The organism is Ensifer sp. GW823-FHT05D09, from assembly GCF_058795755.1.
The window spans coordinates 373,019-389,662 of record NZ_JBXAIA010000004.1; the positions used below are offsets into that span (position 1 = coordinate 373,019).

Consider the following 16,644-nt stretch of genomic DNA (forward strand, 5'->3'; position numbering starts at 1 on the left):
TGCTCTAGTCGTCGAGCGTGACTTCCCAGAGCCGGGTGTTCGACTGCCAGACGGGCTCGCCGTGCAGCTTCTTCGTCGCGCCCCAGATATCGACCATGTCGTACATGAAGATCCCGGGGACTTCCTCGAGCATCAGCTTGTGGAACTCGTCGAAGATCGCCTGGCGCTTGGCCTGATCGGCCTCGACATAGGCGGCCTTCATCAGCTCGATTGCCTTGGGGTTATCCCACATCAGCGATGCGTTCTTGTCCTTGTTGCCGACGTAGAAGGAATACATCAGCGCCGGATCGAGACGCGGCGCGACCGACTGCGAGATGACCTGGTAGTTGCCCGAGCGGCGGCGGTCGACCTGGGTAGCATAGTCGAGCACCTCGATCTGCACGTTGAGGCCGACCTGCTGCATCATCGCCTGGGCGACGACAGCCGCCGGGAAGCTCGGCACGTTGCCGCGCTTGTTGGCAATGATGGTGATCGGCTCGCCGTTGTAGCCGGCGTCGGCCAGGTCCTTCTTGGCCTTTTCCAGGTCCATCGGGATCTTGGTCTTCTGGACGTCCGAGTAGAAGATCGAGTCCGCAGAAACCATCGAGCCATTAGCTTCGCCGGTGCCGTTCGACACCGCTGCAACCAGCTGGTCAAGGTCGAGAGCTTCGGCCATGGCCCGGCGCACGGCGACATTGCTCAGCACCTTGTCGCGGGTCTGGAAGTACAGGAGGTTCTTGCCGTTGTTGCGCTTGACGATGAGTTGCATCGTCTCGCTGTCCTTGAACTCCGAGATCAGGTCGGCGGAGACTTCGGCGGTGTCGAGCGCGCCCGAGAGCAGACCCGTCTTCACCGTCGATGCATCGGGAATGACCATGAACTTGATACCGTCGACCAGCGGCCGCTTGGAGCCGACCATGCCATCCGGCTTGCCGTCATTGGCTGGCGAAACGTAAGCGTCGTTCTTTGCGAGACGGACATATTCGCCCTTCTTCCACTCGGCCCATTTGAACGGTCCGGTGCCAATGGGCGCAACGAACGCGCCGTCGGCGCCGACAGACTCCTTGGCGATGATGCCGGTGTAGCCGCATTCAGGGCGCGCCATCAGGCCGAGAAACACTGCCGAGGGCTTTTCGATCGTCATCGTGACCGTGGACGGATCGACGGCGGTGACGGCCGAAACCTTGATGGTCTTGCTGCCGTCAAAATCGCCGGCGCAGGTCCACTTGGTGTCTGCGGCCATGTAGCGGTTCCAGTTCCACACGACGTCGTCGGCCGTGACCGCATTGCCGTTGTGGAACTTCACGTCGTCGCGCAGCTTGAAGGTGTAGGTCAGGCCATCCGGCGACACCTCGAAGCTCTTGGCGACGAGCGGCTTGACTTCGCCGTTCTCGGCGTAGCCGACGAGACCTTCGACGATGTGGAAGATCACGGAATCGGTGTTGCCGTCGCGATTGACGCCCGGCACGTTGCTGCGGATATCGGAGCTCTGCGCGACGACGAGGTCACGCGCCTCGGCAAGGCCGACGGCACTCATCAGGATCGTGCCGGCAAGGAAGATGTTTTTCATTGTTCCACTCTTCTCCAGTTGTTTCTTGTTGGTTTGTTGCGGTTGATCTCCGCTCAGAACGCGTCCCAGCAGGCCTTGGACAACAGGCCGATGGTTTCGAGCGCGATGGTGTAGCCGGGCGTGCCGTCGGCCATCACCTGCGGCACGGCATCGGTGAAGACGGCGATGGCGTAGAGCGGCCTGCCATCGCGATAGACGACGCCCGTATCCATGCGCCCGCGCTTGCCTCGGCCGGACTTGCTGGCGGCGACAACCTCGAAAGGCAGCCGCGAGCGGATGCCGTAACGCAGGACCTGGTTCTTCAACGTCTGCAGCGCAAAGCGGCAAAGCTCGACCGATGTGCCGAGGCGGGCAGCGGCGGCCTCATCGTTCTCGGCGGCAAGGATCGCCTCGAGCAGCAGGATCTGGTCGCTGGCCGTCGTCGTCGTGACTTCACCCAGCGAATGGTCCTGCTTCAGTCCAAGCGGCGGGATCAGGAAACGATGATGCGTACCGGCCATGCCGATCGACTTGCAATAGTTGTCGACCTCTTCCAGCGTCAGCCGCTCCAGCACCATCTTGGTGCAGACATTGTCGCTCAAGACCATCATGCCGACGATGGCGTCACGCAGCGAAATGACGATACCCGGCGTCATGTAGCGGAACATGCCGCTCGCCACCTCGTGCTTCAGCCGCTCCTCGTAGGTGATGGATGCATCGAGATCGAGCCGACCCTCGTGCGCCGCCTTCAGCGCCGCCATCATGATCGAGGTCTTGCGGGTGCTTGCCGACGGCGTCTCTTCGTTTTCGCCGCGTCCGATCGTCTCGCCGGTCTGCAGATTACGGACGAGGAAACGGGTGATGAACGGCTGGGCGTCGGCAATCGCATGAAGCTGTTCGGAGATCGTGGCGGTTTTGATCGCGACAGTCATGTCAGGCCTCCAGGCGCCATTTGAGGGTGACGCCACCCGTCTGGTTGAGATCGAGCGCCGGGATCGCCGACAGCAGCTTGCGCGTATAGGCCTCCTGCGGCTGGTCGAAGATCCGGTCGCGATCGCCCTGTTCGACGATGCGGCCGTCCTGCATGACGATCACCCGGTCGGCGACCTGCTCGACGACGCCGAGATCGTGGCTGATGAACAGGCAGGAAAAGCCGTAGCGCTTCTGCAGATCGGAGAAGAGTTCAAGCACCTGCGCCCGCACCGTCACATCAAGAGCCGAGACCGGTTCGTCGGCGATCAGGAACTTCGGCCGGCGGGCAATCGCCCTGGCAATGGCAACGCGCTGGCGCTGGCCGCCGGAAAGCTCATGCGGATAGCGATTGGCGAAATCGCCGCCAAGACCGACCTCGTCGAGTGTTTCGAGCGCCCGTTTGCGCTTGGCCGCCCCGTCCAGGTCGGGCACCAGTCGCAGCGCCTCCTCGACCAGTGCCTGAATGGTCATGCGCGGGTCGAGCGAGGAATAGGGGTCCTGGAACACCATCTGGCAGTTCAGCCGATAGTCACGCCAGTCGGCGCTGCGTTCGCGTCCCTGGAAAAGGATATCGCCTTCGCTCTGCTGGACAAGACCGGCGATGGTGCGCCCAAGCGTCGTCTTGCCCGAACCGGAGCCGCCGACAAGGGCGACGACTTCGCCGACATGAATGTCGACGCTGACGCCGTGCAGCGCGCGCTTCGGCGCATGCTTGCGGAACAGACCCTTGCGGCCCGGATACTCGACGACGATGTTGCGCGCCGACACCATTGGCGTGCGGGACATATCGAGCTTGCGCGGCGCGGCGCGAAACGGCAGTGAGGATAGCAGCTTGCGGGTGTAGGGATGTTCCGGGGCGCTGAGGATATCCTCAGTCGTACCCTGCTCGACGATGACGCCTTTTTCCATGACGACGAAGCGGTTGGTGTAACGCGCCACCATCGGCAGGTCGTGGCTGATCAGCAGGACGGCCGTGCCTTCCGCCTTGGTCAGTTCTACCATCAGTTCCATGACGTCGCGCTGCACCACGGCGTCGAGCGCGGTCGTCGGCTCGTCGGCGATCAGCAGGGCCGGCTTCAGGAGCATGACGGAGGCCAGCATGATGCGCTGGCGCATGCCGCCGGAAAACTCGTGCGGATAGGCGACAAGCGCCCGCTCCGGTTCGCTGAGGCCAACGCGTTTGAGCATGTCGAGGATATCAGCCCGACGCTCGTCGGCGCTCTTCTTCGTGTGCAGGATCAACCCTTCTTCGAGCTGCCGGCCGATGGTCATCGACGGGTTGAGCGAAGTCATCGGCTCCTGGAACACGACGCCGATCTCGCCGCCGCGCAACTGCCGGAGGTCGCGATCCTTCAAGGACAGCACATCACGCCCGCGGTAGCTGATCGTGCCGCCGACGTGGCGAACGGCGGGCGGGATCAGGCCGATGATGGCCCGGGTTGCGAGCGTCTTGCCGGAACCGGATTCGCCGACGATGCCGACGATTTCACCCGCACCGACGTCGAAGCTGACGTTCTTCACCACTTGGTTGCCGTTATGGGCGACGGCGAGCGACAGGTCGCGAACGCTGAGAAGGGAACTGCCGGTCATTTCAGGCCTCGCATGCGGGGGTCGAGCTTGTCGCGGAGCGCGTCGCCGAGAAGGTTGATGCCGAGCAATGTCAGCGCGATGCAGAGGCCGGGGAAGAAACCGAGCCAGACGGCCTGCTCGATGAACGGGCGGCCGGCGGCCAGCATGTTGCCCCAGGTCGGTGCCGGTGGCGGTACGCCGAGGCCGAGGAACGACAGCGCGCTTTCCGACAGGATCGCCCAACCGAACATCGAGGTCGCAAGCACGGTGATCGGTGCCAAGCAATTCGGCAGGATATGGCGCAGCATGGTGTAGATCTCGCCATTGCCCATCACGCGCGAGGCCTCGATGAACTCCCGTTCGCGCAGAGACAGAACGGCGCCGCGCACGACACGTGCCATCGATGGTGTGTAGGCGATGCCCAGCGCAAAGATGATGCCGTACTGGTTGGCACCGAAGACCGCGAGCAGCCCGAGCGCCAGAAGAATGCCCGGAAAGGCGAGCAGCGCGTTGTTGACGGCCATGATGACGCCATCGACCCAGCCGCGCGAATAACCGCTGATGAGGCCGATCAGCGTGCCGCAGACGACCGCAAAGGCGACCGTCAGACAGCCGATCCAGACGCTGGCGCGGGCGCCGATCATCAGCCGGCTGGCGACGTCGCGGCCGAACTCGTCGGTGCCGAGCCAATGGGCGGCACCGGGGGCGGCGAGGCGCGAGGTGAAGCCGAGCGCCGAGGGATCGTAGGGCGTCCAGAACACGCCGATCAGCGCGGTGATGACGAGTGCGGCGATGAGGCCGCCGCCGATGACGCCGTTGAACGTGAACTTTCTCATTCTGCCACCACCCGCGGATCGAAGAGAGGATAGAGAAGGTCGACCACCAGGTTGACGACGACATAGGAGAAGGCGACGAGCAGCAGGCAGCCCTGGATCACCGGGTAATCGCGCTGGAAAATGCTGTCGACCATCAGACGACCAAGGCCCGGGATCGTGAAAACCGTCTCGATGACGGCGATGCCGCCGAGCAGATTGCCCAGAATCAGGCCGATCATCGTCCAGGTTGGGCCGAAGGCATTCTTGAAGGCGTGCTTCCAGAGCACGGCACTTTCCGACAGGCCCTTGGCACGGGCGTGGGTGATGTAATCGAGGCGAAGAACTTCGAGCGTCGAGGCGCGCGCCATGCGGATGATCACGCCCATTTCATGGATGACCAGCGTCATGACCGGCAGGACGAGGTAGAGCAGACCCGCCTTCCAGTTTTCCGAGATCGGCACGTAGCCGAGCACCGGCAACCAGCCGAGCTTCAGCCCGAAGGCAAGCAGCAAAAGCAGGCCGAGCCAGAAGGTCGGGATCGACAGGAGCACGGTGGCTGTTCCGACCAGAGCCAGGTCCGTCAGGCTGTTCTGTCGCCAGGCGGCGATGACGCCGGCGGGAACCGCGATCAGGCTCGCCAGCAACACGGCGATGACGACGATCTCGGCGCTGACCATGAAGCGGCTCAGCACCAAGTGCAGGACCGGTTCGTCGGTGACGATCGAGCGGCCGAAGTCGCCGGACAGGATATTGCCGGCCCAGATGACGAACTGCTCGGGAATGCTGCGGTCGAGGCCGAGCACACTGCGCATTTCGGCAATCTGCTGCGGCTCGGCCATATCGCCGAGCATCAGCGCTGCCGGATCGCCGGGAATGAGACGGATGAGCGTGAACACGGCGACCGAGACGATGACGATCGTCGGTATCGCCATCACGAGGCGGTTGAGTATGAACTTGATCATGGGTTCCCCGTACTGAGAACGGCCTGGCGCAACATCGCGATTCGGCCTTCCTGCCGGCTTTTCTTGAAACAACTATGATCGAATGGAAAAAACTGCGCAATATTATGAGGAATCGTCATAGCTCTATGACGAAGGGATGACGTCCCGACCATCGCAGCGACCGGCTCGAGCGCAGCGGTTCTCGATTCGTCAAATGTGCCGGAAGCAGGCGAGCACGGGTCAACACACCGCGACGGGGGATGGGCAGGCGCAGACGGCGGGGCGCGATGCCCTGCCGAAACGCGCGTTGACCTGCAAGGCCCTTTGCTGCGCGCCCCGGTCACCAGCGCATATTGAATCCGATCTTGAGGTTGGGAAAAAGGTGGCCGCCGCGCGGACGCGTGGCGCTGACGGCCGACACGATAGCGAAGGTGAGCAAGACCAGCACCATGCCGGTCGCCACAAGGCGCATGGCAATGGCAACCGGTTGCCGCTTCTTCTGCCTTGCCTGCACCTTCATCCGCGACCCTATCCTCCGGTGTCACCTTCATGTGCAGCCAGACGAAACCTCTGGCGTCACCGTCCGCCGGACGCAGAGCGCCACGAGCGTCGGTCCGCATCGACGAGGGGGCCTGCAAACTCGGTTGGCCCCGCTAGGCGCTTGGCTGTTCAAGCCGCCTCGAGAATCATGCTTAAGGTATGACGCAACGTCCGGCTCAAGCGATATTTTGCGCTGTCGCGCATTGGCGCATGGCCAACGTCAGCGCCGTGCCGGGACGCTGAACAGGGCACACTTATTCTGGGTACCGATCGTCAATATCCGGAAGTTTGCGCCCGCGGGCAATCAAAGCAGATGAAGGTGTTCGGCAAGCTCACGGGCAGCGGCGCCGCCTGCCCGGTTTGCACCGATGGTGGACGCAGACGGGCCATAGCCGACGAGATGAATTCTCGGGTCCTTCGCCACCTGTGTCGCAAGCCGGCCGGTCATCAGGATGCCGCCATCGGTATTGCGCAATTGAAGCGGTGCCAGGTGATCGAGTGCGCTTCGAAAGCCGGTGCTCCAGAGAATGACGTCGAAGGCCTGTTCGCGGCCGTCCGGCCAGCGCGTACCATGCTCGGTCACCTCGGCAAACATCGGCTGACGATCAAGCGCACCGCGAGCGCGGGCGGCCAGGATCGCCGGCGTCACCGGAATACCGGTGACGGAAACGACCGAGCCCGGTGGCAGACCGCGGCGGACACGGTCCTCGACCATGGCGACAGCCGCGCGCCCGACCTCGGGCGTGAAAGGTGCGTCACGGAAGGCCGGTTCCTCGCGCGTGACCCATGTGGTTGATGTCACCTTGGATATTTCATCCAGCAGTTGGATCGCCGAGATGCCGCCGCCGACGACCAGTACGCGCTGGCCGGCAAACGCATCGGCAGTCTGATAGTCCTTCGTGTGCAACTGCCGCCCCTTGAAGAGATCCGAGCCCGGATAAGGCGGAATGTAAGGAGACTCCCAGGTCCCGGTGGCGTTGATGATGCCGCGCGCGGCATAGACGCCGGCGTCGGTCTCAACCCTGAAACGTTCGCCCCTCTCGCACACGACCTTGACGGCAACCGGCCGGCGGACCGGAAGGTCGAATGCCTTCTCGTAGGCGCCGTAATATTGCGGCACGGCAACGGCGGCGTGGACCTCGCCCTTGCTGGTGTCGACGGCATCGGCAAACTTCATGCCGGGCAGATCGTGAATACCGTTGACGGTGCTGAGCGTCAGCGACGGCCAGCGGAACTGCCAGGCGCCGCCCGGCTGCGGCGATCGATCTACAACGACGTATTGCATCTGCGGTGACAGCCCGAGCCGGCTCAAATGGTAGGCCGAAGACAGGCCCGCCTGACCGGCGCCAATGACGACGATGTCGATCTTGCGGGCGACGCGGGCATGCGTGTCTGCCTCGTCGGTCGGCGCAACGGTATCCTGGATATCTGTCATCGCGCAGTCAGGCCCGAGAACCGACCAGCCCTTGAAAAACCATTCACAGCAATCGCCTTCAGCCGATCGCCGCCGCAAAGATCGCGGCAAGTTTTTCGATGCCGACCTGGTCGTCCCGGTTGAAGCGCGCAGGCTCTGGACTGTCGAGGTCGATGACGCCGATCACCCGGCCATCGCGTCGAACAGGAACCACGAGTTCGGAGCGCGATGCCGCATCGCAGGCGATATGGCCCGGGAATGCGTGCACGTCCTCCACGAGGATCGATCGCTCTTCCTTCACCGCCGAGCCGCAGACGCCGCGGCCAACGGGTATGCGCACGCAGGCGGGCTTGCCCTGGAACGGTCCAAGCACCAGTTCGTCATCGGTGTCGAGGAAGTAGAAGCCGGCCCAATTGAGATCGGGCATCGTCTGGAACATCAGCGCCGAGGTGTTGGCGGCGTTGGCGATCATGTTGGGCTCACCGTGCAGCAGGGCTTCGAGTTGCTGCGCCAATTCCCGGTAGAATTCGCTCTTGTTGCCTGTGTCGATTACGGCAGCCTGGAACATGATCTATCACTCTCTCAAAGCATGGACCGGCAATGTAGTGTCACGTGCAAGGTTTGCCAATTGCGGCGCATGCGCGCCGCAGACTTCGCAGGCTCTTACGGCTCCTGCGAAGCGGCAATTTGCCTCTTCAGGCAATCGATCATCGCCTGCGCCGCAATCGACAGCGGCACGCCGGCGGCGGTCGCGACGCCGAAATCCTGCGTCAGGTGCGGCGAAAAGCTCCTGATCTCGATCGGCAGGTGCCGATGCAGGTTGGCGAAAAAGCTGCTGATGATTGCCACCCCGAGATCGTGGGCGGCATAGGCGCAGGCCGAGCTGTTGCTGTGCGTCTCGATCCTGACCTTCTGCGGCACGCCGGCCTTTCGAAAGATTTCGTCGAGCATGACCCGGGTCGGCCGGCGACGACCGATCAAGATCAGCGGGATACCCCTCAGCTCCTTCGGGGTGACATGGTCGAGTGCCGTCAGCGGATGGTTCTTCGCCATGACGCAGACGCTGACGCCGCCCGCCACCGGCTGCATTTCGAGGCTGGCGCTCAATTGCCCCTCGTAGCGCAGGAAGCCGAAATCGATGACGCGCTGCTCCACCAGGCGGGCAATTGCCACCGTCGTATCGAAGAAGGTTTCGACGCGAACACCCGGAAAGTCCTTGGCGTAGTCGGCCAGCATTGCGGGGGCGAAGCTTTCCGACATGCTATTCGGCAGCCCGATGCGCACGACCTCGGGGCCGACGGCGCCGCTGCGAAGATCCTGGGCGAGATTGGTGAAACGATCGATCCCGAGCAGGATATGCTCGGCGTCCTCGGACAGCTTCAGCGCCTCCGGCGTCGGGATCAGCCGGCCCTTGTCGCGCGCAAACAAGGTCAGCGAAAGATCCTCCTCCAATTGCTGAAGCAGACGGCTGACACCGGACTGGCTGAGCCCCATGGTCTTTGCCGCCGCAATCGTGGAACCGGTGGCAAGCAACGTGCGCAGCACTTCCAATTGTCGAAAATTCATGCCGACCCCACCATCCCCGTCGCCGTCTTCGCTTTTGTGTTTACGAAAAGGCGGAGAAACTAGGAAGCAGATTTCGGCGGCATCGGTTTTCCGGCGGACGCAGCGGTTCGCCGAGACGCCGCCGAGCGGGTCTGCTGTTCTGTCGAGGAGGATAAGGATCGATACGAATGCCGAAGAGCGCTGCCGCTCTCCGGCCTGTTTGGAATGCTCCGGCGATCAGACGTCGACGTGCAGAGATGGCTTGAAACGTTCGGCAAAGACCTCGATCGAGCCGCGGCCATAGCGACGCAACTGCCGCTTGGTCAGAACGGACATGACGCGCGCCGCCGTCGAAAACGTCATTTCATCGAGCGGACCGTCACCACTCCAGGGTTTGGTCAGACCGTCGGTGACGATGCCGATCATGTTTGCCGGCATGATGTCGGTGCAAGGTTTCATCCGGTCGAAAACGTGCCTGATCGGCAGCACGTTGCCTTCGAACGAAACCACGGGTTCAGGCATCCCCTCGCCCCAATCATCATAGGCCTCAAGGGCATCTCTGAAGAGATTTTGCAGGATGATGGAGGCGTGCCCTTCGTGAAGAGCGGGCAGCAAATTCGTCATTTGTGTCTCCTTCAGTGGTTAAGGCCGGGAAACGCGAATGGCCAATACTGTCAGCATGTATTTGTCATCGTGCCGTGTGGCCGGTACTTTGACGACCACACAATCGGTAGACTGCGGGCCATGGCGAAATGCAGAAGTGCGGCAATGGTTCCGAGCGGCCGCCAATTTTTTCGACGTTTCTTGCGGGGGCGGCATTCGGATGAAACGGACTCCACACACGATCGGCAGCCATTTCGTGCCTCTTGTTCCGCTACCGGCTTGAAAATGCCGACCATTTGTCAAAGCATGAGGAACGAAAAACTAATATCGATATATTCCATAGAATATACGATCTTACCTGACGACGCCAGATAATTCACAGATATGCGCCACTATCGACATGGAGCAATCACATGGGGACGATCTCGCAGCTTTCCGAGAAAACAAAGCTCTCGGCACACCGGATCGCAAGCGAGGAAGAGGCGCTGGAGATCGCCCGGGACCTCGCGGGCGAATTTGCCAAACGCTCAAACGAGCGGGATACCGACCGGATCCTGCCCTTCGAGGAACTCGACACCCTCGCTCAATCAGGGCTGCTCGCAATCACCGTGCCATCCGACTATGACGGCATCGACGTTTCCAATGCGGTACTGGCTGAAATCATCGCCATCCTGTCGGCGGCCGACAGTTCGATCGGCCAGATCCCGCAGAATCATTTCTATATTCTCGAGGCGCTGCGCACCGACGGCACGGAGGAACAGAAGAAGTTCTTCTTCGGTCGCGCGCTCGCCGGCGACCGCTTCGGCAACGCGCTTTCCGAGAAGGACACGAAGACCGTCGGCGACTATGCGACCCGCCTGACGCCTGACGGTCTCGGACACCGCCTCAATGGCCGCAAGTTCTATTCGACCGGGGTGCTCTTTGCCGAATGGGTCGTCGTGTTCGCGCTCGATCCGGACGAGAAACTCACGATGTCCTTCGTGCCGCGCGGTGCGGAAGGACTGCAGGTGATCGACGACTGGGACGGTTTCGGCCAGCGCACCACGGGCAGCGGCACCACGGTGCTGCAGAACGTCTACGTGACGGCCGACGCGGTCGTGCGTCATCACCGCGGCTTCGAGCGGCCGACGACGATCGGTTCGGTCGGCCAGATCATCCATGCCGGCATCGATCTCGGCATCGCGCGCGCCGCCTTTGCCGAAACGCTCGACTTCGTGCGCAACCGCGCTCGCCCCTGGATGGACAGCGGCGTCGAGCGGGCGGCGGACGACCCGTTGACGATCGCCCGCATCGGACAGCTCGCGATCCGCCTCGAGGCGGCGACCGCCATTGTCGAGCGCGCCGGCAAGAAGGTCGATATCGCCCAGATCAACGGCACCGAGGAAAGCGTCATCGAGGCAACGTTGGCTGTCGCCGCCGCCAAGGTCCTGACGACGGAAATCGCACTCGAAGCCAGCAACACCCTGTTCGAGCTCGCAGGCACGTCGTCGACCCGCATAGGCCTCAATCTCGACCGGCACTGGCGCAATGCCCGCACCCACACGCTGCACGATCCCGTGCGCTGGAAGTATCACGTCGTCGGCAACTACCACCTGAACGGCGTGACGCCGCCGAAGAACGGTGCGCTCTGACACCGCAACGGGACGACACCATTGCTTTGAGATCCGCCAATCCTAGGCCAAACGAAAAGGACCGCCCGGAAAGCCCGGGCGGTCCTTTTCGTTTGGCAAGGCGCGATGTTTGCAATCCGGCCGCACTGCTTTCGATCAACTATAGAGACTGACCTGCGGGATACGGTCGTTCAGCGCAAAGTCGCCAACCTCGCGTGCCTTGTAGAAGACCGGGTCGTGCAGGGTGTGGGTGCGGACGTTGCGCCAATATCGGTCGAAACCATAATGGGCCGCGGTGGCGCGCGCACCCATCAATTCGAAGACCTTCGCAGTCACATCGAGCGCCACATGGGTGGCGTTGACTTTGGCGGCATAGGCTTCGATCGCGGCGTCCCCACGTTCACGCTCGGTCACGGACCTGCCCTTCGACAGCGCGGCCTCGACTGCACTGGCCGCCACATCAGCCAAAGCCACGGACGCCTTCAATGCGGCCTGCAATTCGCCGACACGTTCTAGAATGTAGGGGTCCTCGCTGGCGCGTGACACACCTGACGTGATCCAGGGGCGCGTGGTCGTTCTGATGTAATCGAGTGCTGCAGCCAGCGCCCCTTCTGCCGTGCCGAGATAGAAGTTGACGAAGACCAGCTGGATCAGCGGCGTGTTGAACGTCGCTTGCACCTGAGGCGGATCGAACGGTTCGGCAAGCGGCAGAATGAAATCGCGCTCGTAAACCGGAAAATCGCGGAACTCGACGCTGCCGCTATCGGAAAGCCGCTGACCGATATTGTCCCAGTCATCATGGGCGACATACCCAGGACGATCGGTCGGCACGACGAAATTGGCGATTTTGCCCTCGAGCGTCGCGTTGACGTTGATGCGATCGGAAACATGCGCGCCGGTCGAGAACGTCTTGCGGCCGTTGAGCACATAATGGCCGCCGCGCCGTTCGAGCACTAGCCCGGGATCCCGCGGGTTGACGGCAGCACCCCAGTAGAGTTGCCGCTCGACGGTCTCGGCGCCGAGCACCCAGGCCTGCCTCGCATCGGCAGCCGCCCAGTAGACATACTGGCTGTTGACATAATGATAGCCGAGCAGCTGGCCGATAGAGCTTTCGCCACGCGAGATGATCCGGACAAGACGCAACCCATCAAGCCAGCTCAAGCCAGCTCCGCCGATTTCCGGAGCGTGCAGTGCCGACAGCAGCCCGGCCTGGCGTAGCGCTTCGATTTCGTCGCGTGGCGGCAAACCCAGGCGGTCAAGCTCGGCGCCACGCTGCGCAAACTGGCCCGAAAGCTCGGTCGCCTTCGCAAACAGATGCTGGCGCTTTTCTTCCTGTTCAGTATTGGCCGGTTCGGGTTCCCGGAGGAAATGCACGTTGCTCATTCGCCTCTCTCCATTGATTGAAGCGAAATAGTGCATTTATTCTATAGATAATGACAGCAAATGATTTTCAACTCAGGACGACGAACCGGAAAGTCCTACCCCTGACAACCTTTACGACGACCGCTGACCTCGACAAGGATCAGCCGACTTCCGCGTCCCTGAGCGCGACGATCTCGTTGCCATTGTCGTTGGCGGCAAACTGTTCAAGCGTCATGTTGTCGAGGATAGACGCCACCGCATCGCGCACGTCGCTCATCGATTTGCGCACGTGACAGTTGACCGGGTCGGAACAGTCGTCACAGGCTTCGAACGCGGTGCGGCTTGCGCAACGGATCGGTGCCAGCGGACCGTCCAGCGTACGGATCACCTGGCCGATGCGGATATCGGACGCCGGCCTCGAAAGCGAATAGCCGCCGCCAGGGCCCTTTTTCGAGCGCAGGATTCCGGCATTGCGCAGCTCGAGCAGGATCGCGTCGAGGAACTTCTTCGGTATATTGTTGCGGGTGGCGATTTCAGTGATGAAGGCGGTCTCGCCAGGCTCCAGTTGAGCCAGGTCGACAAGAGCCTTCAGCCCGTATTTACCCTTCTTGGTCAACATTGCACTTCGCTTTCCTGAACGCAAAGGCCGCCACAAGTCCGTTCCGCACCGACGTTGGTATCACCGGAGGCAACAGGTTGTGACGGCCGCACTGTTTCACTTAAGATGCCATACACCCAAACCGGGTCACTCTCAAGAAATTACGTAAGTTTCTGCATAGATTTTGTGAATTTTATTGTCGAATTCAAGGCAGCTCAGCAAAGATTTGCTCTAAGGCCAGCTGTTTCTTCAAGAGGCGCAGATGCAAGGCCGTCAAAAAAGCTTCGCGGGGATCCAATCGGCGGTAACTGCGTCACTGGCGCTGAAAGCGGGAACTTTCGCCGCCAGATCCTCGATCGTCTTTACGCCCGCCTTACGCAACGCTTCCTGGGTTAACAGGGCCGGCTTGACCAGGATCTGTTTCGGCACATCCTGACCGGCGATCTTGAGGGCGACGGCACGGATCGAGACGGCGCCGACAACGGCCGGGTTGGTGGCAACCGTCGCCACCCAGGGGCTACCGTCTTCGACGATCTCCTGGATATCGGCGGTCGAAACATCGGCCGAATAGACCTTCAATTTGTCGGCGATGCCGAGATCGGCGGCGGCGAGCTTCACACCGCGGGCGAATTCGTCGTAGGGCGCGAAGACGACGGATATATCCGGGTTGGCGGTGAAGGCGGCCTTCGCCTGATCCGCCGTGCTCGTTGCCGTGGTGTCGCTGACATTGCCGAAGCGGGCTTTCTCGACCACATCAGGATTGTCGGCCTTGAACTTGTCCCAGACCTCGTTGCGGCGATCGAGCGGCGCGAAGCCGGCGACATAGACGTACCCGGCCTTGAAGCTTGTGCCGTTATCCTTGACCGCCTGCTCTAGGGCCAGTCTCGCCAGCTCATGATCGCTCTGCTCCACCTGCGGAACGGAAGGATTGTTCAGATTGACGTCGAAAGCCACCACATTCACGCCGGCATCGACCGCCTGCTGCACGACATCGCCGAGCGATTCCGGCAGCCCGTGATCGACGACGATACCCTGAACGCCGAGATTGATCGCCTGCTGCACCTGCTCGCGCTGCTCCGCCGCGTTCTGCTTACCGGGGAACACACGCAGGTCGATGCCCAGCGCCTTGGCCTGCGCCTCGGCGCCAGCCTGATAGGCCTGGAAGAAATCACCCGAAGAGATGTAGGAGATGAGCGCCACCTTCACCCCGCCCTTGTCGAAGGGCGCCGGCGCGCCCTCCAGCCCGGCGGCCGAAGCACCGCCCGCAAACCCCAAAGCCATAAGCGCGGTCGTCGCGCGTTTCAAACCGTAGCGCATTGTCGATCTCCTGTTGATCTCAACCCTTGCGGCTGACCATCAGCCGTCGACGCCATGGTATAATCTACAATTTCTATGTACAATAAAGACATTCCAATCCCGGAGGCGGCGGAGGAACGCCTTGCTCACAACCGCCGGTCTGGCGGCAGAAGTTGCGCGGCGGGCCGCCGAAGATGAAATGGCTGAGGAACGCCTTCGGATGAATATTCCGATCATTGCGCAAGCCAGGGATATTTTTGCGATATATTAGCGGATGTTTGGCACCGACTTTCATTCGTTGCGCTGTCTTTCTCTACCGAAAATGCATATTTTTCGACCCTGATTGCCGCGCAGTGACGAATTGGTTTAGCAATGCCCCTCCTCCGCATCGACGGACTTGCCCACGCTTTCGGGCCAACGAAGGCGCTTGCCGGAGCCTCTCTTGAGATCCGCTCCGGCGAAATCGTCGCTCTCATGGGTGCAAACGGCGCCGGCAAATCGACCCTCGTCAACGTGCTCGCGGGAACGCTGGCAGCCGACCACGGAACGATGACGCTCGCGGGCCGACCTTATGCTCCCCGTTCACCGGCCGAGGCAACGGATGCCGGCGTGGTCACCGTCCACCAGTCGACCGAGCGCGTCGGAGCGCCGGGGCTATCCGTCGCCGACGCACTGCTGCTGCATGCGTATGCCGACGGTTCGGCCCCCTTCTTCCTCAGCCGTTCCGCTGTTCGCCGCAAGGCCGCGGCCATGCTTGAGAACGCCGGGTTCGCACTGCCGCTGGACCGGGACTTTGCCGAGCTGACGGCAGCCGATCGTCAGCTCGTCGCCATTGCCCGCGCCCTGTCGCGCCAAGCGTCTCTGCTGATCCTGGATGAGCCGACAGCGAGCATTTCGGGACGAGAGTCCGAGCGGCTCTACACGATCCTCAGGCGCCTCCGTGACGACGGCCTGGCGATCCTGTTCATCTCGCACCGCATTGCCGACCTCAATGCCCTTGCCGACCGCGCCGTCGTCATGCGCGGCGGCACGGTTGTTGGAGAATTCGCCCGACCCATCGACTTCGATCGCGCCGTCGAGACGATGATTGGCCGCCCCTTGCGCGCCGCCCGGCCGGATGCGCGTTCCTTTCAGGGCGCGCCGGTGCTGGAGTTGGCCGGTGTCCAGCTCGTGGCCGGCAGCACTCCGTTCGACCTCAAGCTTCATCCCGGCGAAGTGGTCGCCGTCACAGGTGTGCTCGGCGCCGGCAAGAGCCGTTTGCTTCAAACGATCTTCGGCATGCGCCACCTTGCCGCCGGCACGATGCGGCTCGATGGCAAAGCCTATTTTCCGGCCACACCCGCCGATGCGATCAAGGAGGGTATCTTCATGGCCGGCGAAGATCGCCACCGCTCCTCGCTGATGCCGGCCGATTGGCCCGGTAGCAATCTGGCGCCGACGATCAGCCTGCCTCATCTGCCGAAGTGGTATCCGCTCGGCTTCCTGCTCGGTTCGCGCGAAAGGTATGAGGCGCAACGCGCCATCGACACACTCGGCATCAAGGCAAGTGGCCCCGAAGCGCCGATGACTTCGCTTTCCGGCGGCAATCAGCAAAAGGTGATCCTCGGCCGCTGGAATGCCGAACCGAGCCGCGTGCTTTTGCTCGACGAGCCGTTCCAGGGCGTCGATGTCGGCGCCCGTCACGACATCATCACCGCGATCCGCGCCAACACCGAACGCGCCACCCTGATCGCCACCTCGGACCCGGAAGAGGCGCTGGAAGTCGCCGACCGGATTCTGATCATCGACCATCACACATTGACGCCGGCCCATCATGCGGAGCTTCCGGCTGAAGCAATCGAGGCCTGAGCG

16 protein-coding genes are annotated in these 16,644 nt (G+C 62.2%); 3 read left to right on the forward strand and 13 right to left on the reverse strand.

Features of this window, described 5'->3' with window-relative positions:
- Window positions 1–4: 4 nt before the first annotated feature.
- The 10 genes from AC1Q80_RS15830 to AC1Q80_RS15875 form a co-directional block, all read right to left on the reverse strand.
- A complete protein-coding gene (locus AC1Q80_RS15830) occupies window positions 5–1,549 on the reverse strand; it encodes an ABC transporter substrate-binding protein (protein WP_492361044.1) in 1,545 nt (514 codons plus the stop codon).
- Between the two features lie 53 nt (window positions 1,550–1,602).
- On the reverse strand, window positions 1,603–2,460 hold the full coding sequence (locus AC1Q80_RS15835) for a serine hydrolase (RefSeq protein ID WP_492361045.1): 858 nt from the start codon (window positions 2,458–2,460) through the stop codon (window positions 1,603–1,605).
- A 1-nt stretch (window position 2,461) separates the two neighbouring features.
- Window positions 2,462–4,090, reverse strand: a complete 1,629-nt coding sequence (locus AC1Q80_RS15840) for an ABC transporter ATP-binding protein (RefSeq protein WP_492361046.1) — start codon at window positions 4,088–4,090, stop codon at window positions 2,462–2,464.
- Window positions 4,087–4,905, reverse strand: coding sequence for an ABC transporter permease (locus AC1Q80_RS15845; RefSeq protein ID WP_492361047.1), 819 nt, complete (start codon window positions 4,903–4,905; stop codon window positions 4,087–4,089). The genes AC1Q80_RS15840 and AC1Q80_RS15845 overlap by 4 nt, the downstream gene beginning before the upstream one ends.
- Complete coding sequence (locus AC1Q80_RS15850; RefSeq protein ID WP_173421795.1) at window positions 4,902–5,846, reverse strand: ABC transporter permease; 945 nt, start codon at window positions 5,844–5,846, stop codon at window positions 4,902–4,904. Before AC1Q80_RS15850 ends, AC1Q80_RS15845 begins: the two co-directional genes overlap by 4 nt.
- A gap of 319 nt (window positions 5,847–6,165) precedes the next feature.
- Complete coding sequence (locus AC1Q80_RS15855) at window positions 6,166–6,345, reverse strand: hypothetical protein (protein ID WP_492361048.1); 180 nt, start codon at window positions 6,343–6,345, stop codon at window positions 6,166–6,168.
- Window positions 6,346–6,669: 324 nt separating this feature from the next.
- The gene (locus AC1Q80_RS15860) at window positions 6,670–7,800 is read right to left on the reverse strand and encodes an FAD-dependent oxidoreductase (protein ID WP_492361049.1); all 1,131 of its coding nucleotides are present in this window, start codon (window positions 7,798–7,800) and stop codon (window positions 6,670–6,672) included.
- A gap of 58 nt (window positions 7,801–7,858) precedes the next feature.
- Window positions 7,859–8,347, reverse strand: a complete 489-nt coding sequence (locus tag AC1Q80_RS15865) for a GAF domain-containing protein (RefSeq protein WP_492361050.1) — start codon at window positions 8,345–8,347, stop codon at window positions 7,859–7,861.
- A gap of 95 nt (window positions 8,348–8,442) precedes the next feature.
- Window positions 8,443–9,345, reverse strand: a complete 903-nt coding sequence (locus AC1Q80_RS15870; RefSeq protein ID WP_173421784.1) for a LysR family transcriptional regulator — start codon at window positions 9,343–9,345, stop codon at window positions 8,443–8,445.
- Window positions 9,346–9,561: 216 nt separating this feature from the next.
- Window positions 9,562–9,948: a BRA0787 family protein gene (locus AC1Q80_RS15875; RefSeq protein WP_492361051.1), complete on the reverse strand. Its 387-nt coding sequence runs from the start codon at window positions 9,946–9,948 to the stop codon at window positions 9,562–9,564.
- 392 nt (window positions 9,949–10,340) lie between these two features.
- Here AC1Q80_RS15875 and AC1Q80_RS15880 point away from each other — a divergent pair, with 392 nt between their 5' ends.
- Window positions 10,341–11,558, forward strand: a complete 1,218-nt coding sequence (locus tag AC1Q80_RS15880; RefSeq protein WP_492361052.1) for an SfnB family sulfur acquisition oxidoreductase — start codon at window positions 10,341–10,343, stop codon at window positions 11,556–11,558.
- Between the two features lie 135 nt (window positions 11,559–11,693).
- Here AC1Q80_RS15880 and AC1Q80_RS15885 read toward each other — a convergent pair whose 3' ends face one another.
- From AC1Q80_RS15885 to AC1Q80_RS15895, 3 genes are all read right to left on the reverse strand, one after another.
- Window positions 11,694–12,920 (reverse strand): acyl-CoA dehydrogenase family protein, encoded by a 1,227-nt coding sequence (locus tag AC1Q80_RS15885; protein ID WP_492361053.1) that lies wholly within the window; start codon window positions 12,918–12,920, stop codon window positions 11,694–11,696.
- 139 nt (window positions 12,921–13,059) lie between these two features.
- Complete coding sequence (locus AC1Q80_RS15890) at window positions 13,060–13,518, reverse strand: RrF2 family transcriptional regulator (protein WP_173421780.1); 459 nt, start codon at window positions 13,516–13,518, stop codon at window positions 13,060–13,062.
- Window positions 13,519–13,770: 252 nt separating this feature from the next.
- Window positions 13,771–14,814: a substrate-binding domain-containing protein gene (locus tag AC1Q80_RS15895; RefSeq protein WP_492361054.1), complete on the reverse strand. Its 1,044-nt coding sequence runs from the start codon at window positions 14,812–14,814 to the stop codon at window positions 13,771–13,773.
- Window positions 14,815–14,935: 121 nt separating this feature from the next.
- On the opposite strand from AC1Q80_RS15895, the gene AC1Q80_RS15900 reads away from it, so the two are divergent.
- Together AC1Q80_RS15900 and AC1Q80_RS15905 are read left to right on the forward strand one after the other, a co-directional pair.
- Complete coding sequence (locus AC1Q80_RS15900) at window positions 14,936–15,064, forward strand: hypothetical protein (protein ID WP_282438138.1); 129 nt, start codon at window positions 14,936–14,938, stop codon at window positions 15,062–15,064.
- A 101-nt stretch (window positions 15,065–15,165) separates the two neighbouring features.
- On the forward strand, window positions 15,166–16,641 hold the full coding sequence (locus AC1Q80_RS15905) for a sugar ABC transporter ATP-binding protein (protein ID WP_492361055.1): 1,476 nt from the start codon (window positions 15,166–15,168) through the stop codon (window positions 16,639–16,641).
- Window positions 16,642–16,644: the final 3 nt, after the last annotated feature.

Coding starts and splice junctions, on each gene's coding strand:
- AC1Q80_RS15830 (WP_492361044.1), bottom strand. CDS start 1,549: ATGAAAAACATCTTCCTTGCCGGCACGATCCTGATGAGTGCCGTCGGC.
- AC1Q80_RS15835 (WP_492361045.1), bottom strand. CDS start 2,460: ATGACTGTCGCGATCAAAACCGCCACGATCTCCGAACAGCTTCATGCG.
- AC1Q80_RS15840 (WP_492361046.1), bottom strand. CDS start 4,090: ATGACCGGCAGTTCCCTTCTCAGCGTTCGCGACCTGTCGCTCGCCGTC.
- AC1Q80_RS15845 (WP_492361047.1), bottom strand. CDS start 4,905: ATGAGAAAGTTCACGTTCAACGGCGTCATCGGCGGCGGCCTCATCGCC.
- AC1Q80_RS15850 (WP_173421795.1), bottom strand. CDS start 5,846: ATGATCAAGTTCATACTCAACCGCCTCGTGATGGCGATACCGACGATC.
- AC1Q80_RS15855 (WP_492361048.1), bottom strand. CDS start 6,345: ATGAAGGTGCAGGCAAGGCAGAAGAAGCGGCAACCGGTTGCCATTGCC.
- AC1Q80_RS15860 (WP_492361049.1), bottom strand. CDS start 7,800: ATGACAGATATCCAGGATACCGTTGCGCCGACCGACGAGGCAGACACG.
- AC1Q80_RS15865 (WP_492361050.1), bottom strand. CDS start 8,347: ATGTTCCAGGCTGCCGTAATCGACACAGGCAACAAGAGCGAATTCTAC.
- AC1Q80_RS15870 (WP_173421784.1), bottom strand. CDS start 9,345: ATGAATTTTCGACAATTGGAAGTGCTGCGCACGTTGCTTGCCACCGGT.
- AC1Q80_RS15875 (WP_492361051.1), bottom strand. CDS start 9,948: ATGACGAATTTGCTGCCCGCTCTTCACGAAGGGCACGCCTCCATCATC.
- AC1Q80_RS15880 (WP_492361052.1), top strand. CDS start 10,341: ATGGGGACGATCTCGCAGCTTTCCGAGAAAACAAAGCTCTCGGCACAC.
- AC1Q80_RS15885 (WP_492361053.1), bottom strand. CDS start 12,920: ATGAGCAACGTGCATTTCCTCCGGGAACCCGAACCGGCCAATACTGAA.
- AC1Q80_RS15890 (WP_173421780.1), bottom strand. CDS start 13,518: ATGTTGACCAAGAAGGGTAAATACGGGCTGAAGGCTCTTGTCGACCTG.
- AC1Q80_RS15895 (WP_492361054.1), bottom strand. CDS start 14,814: ATGCGCTACGGTTTGAAACGCGCGACGACCGCGCTTATGGCTTTGGGG.
- AC1Q80_RS15905 (WP_492361055.1), top strand. CDS start 15,166: ATGCCCCTCCTCCGCATCGACGGACTTGCCCACGCTTTCGGGCCAACG.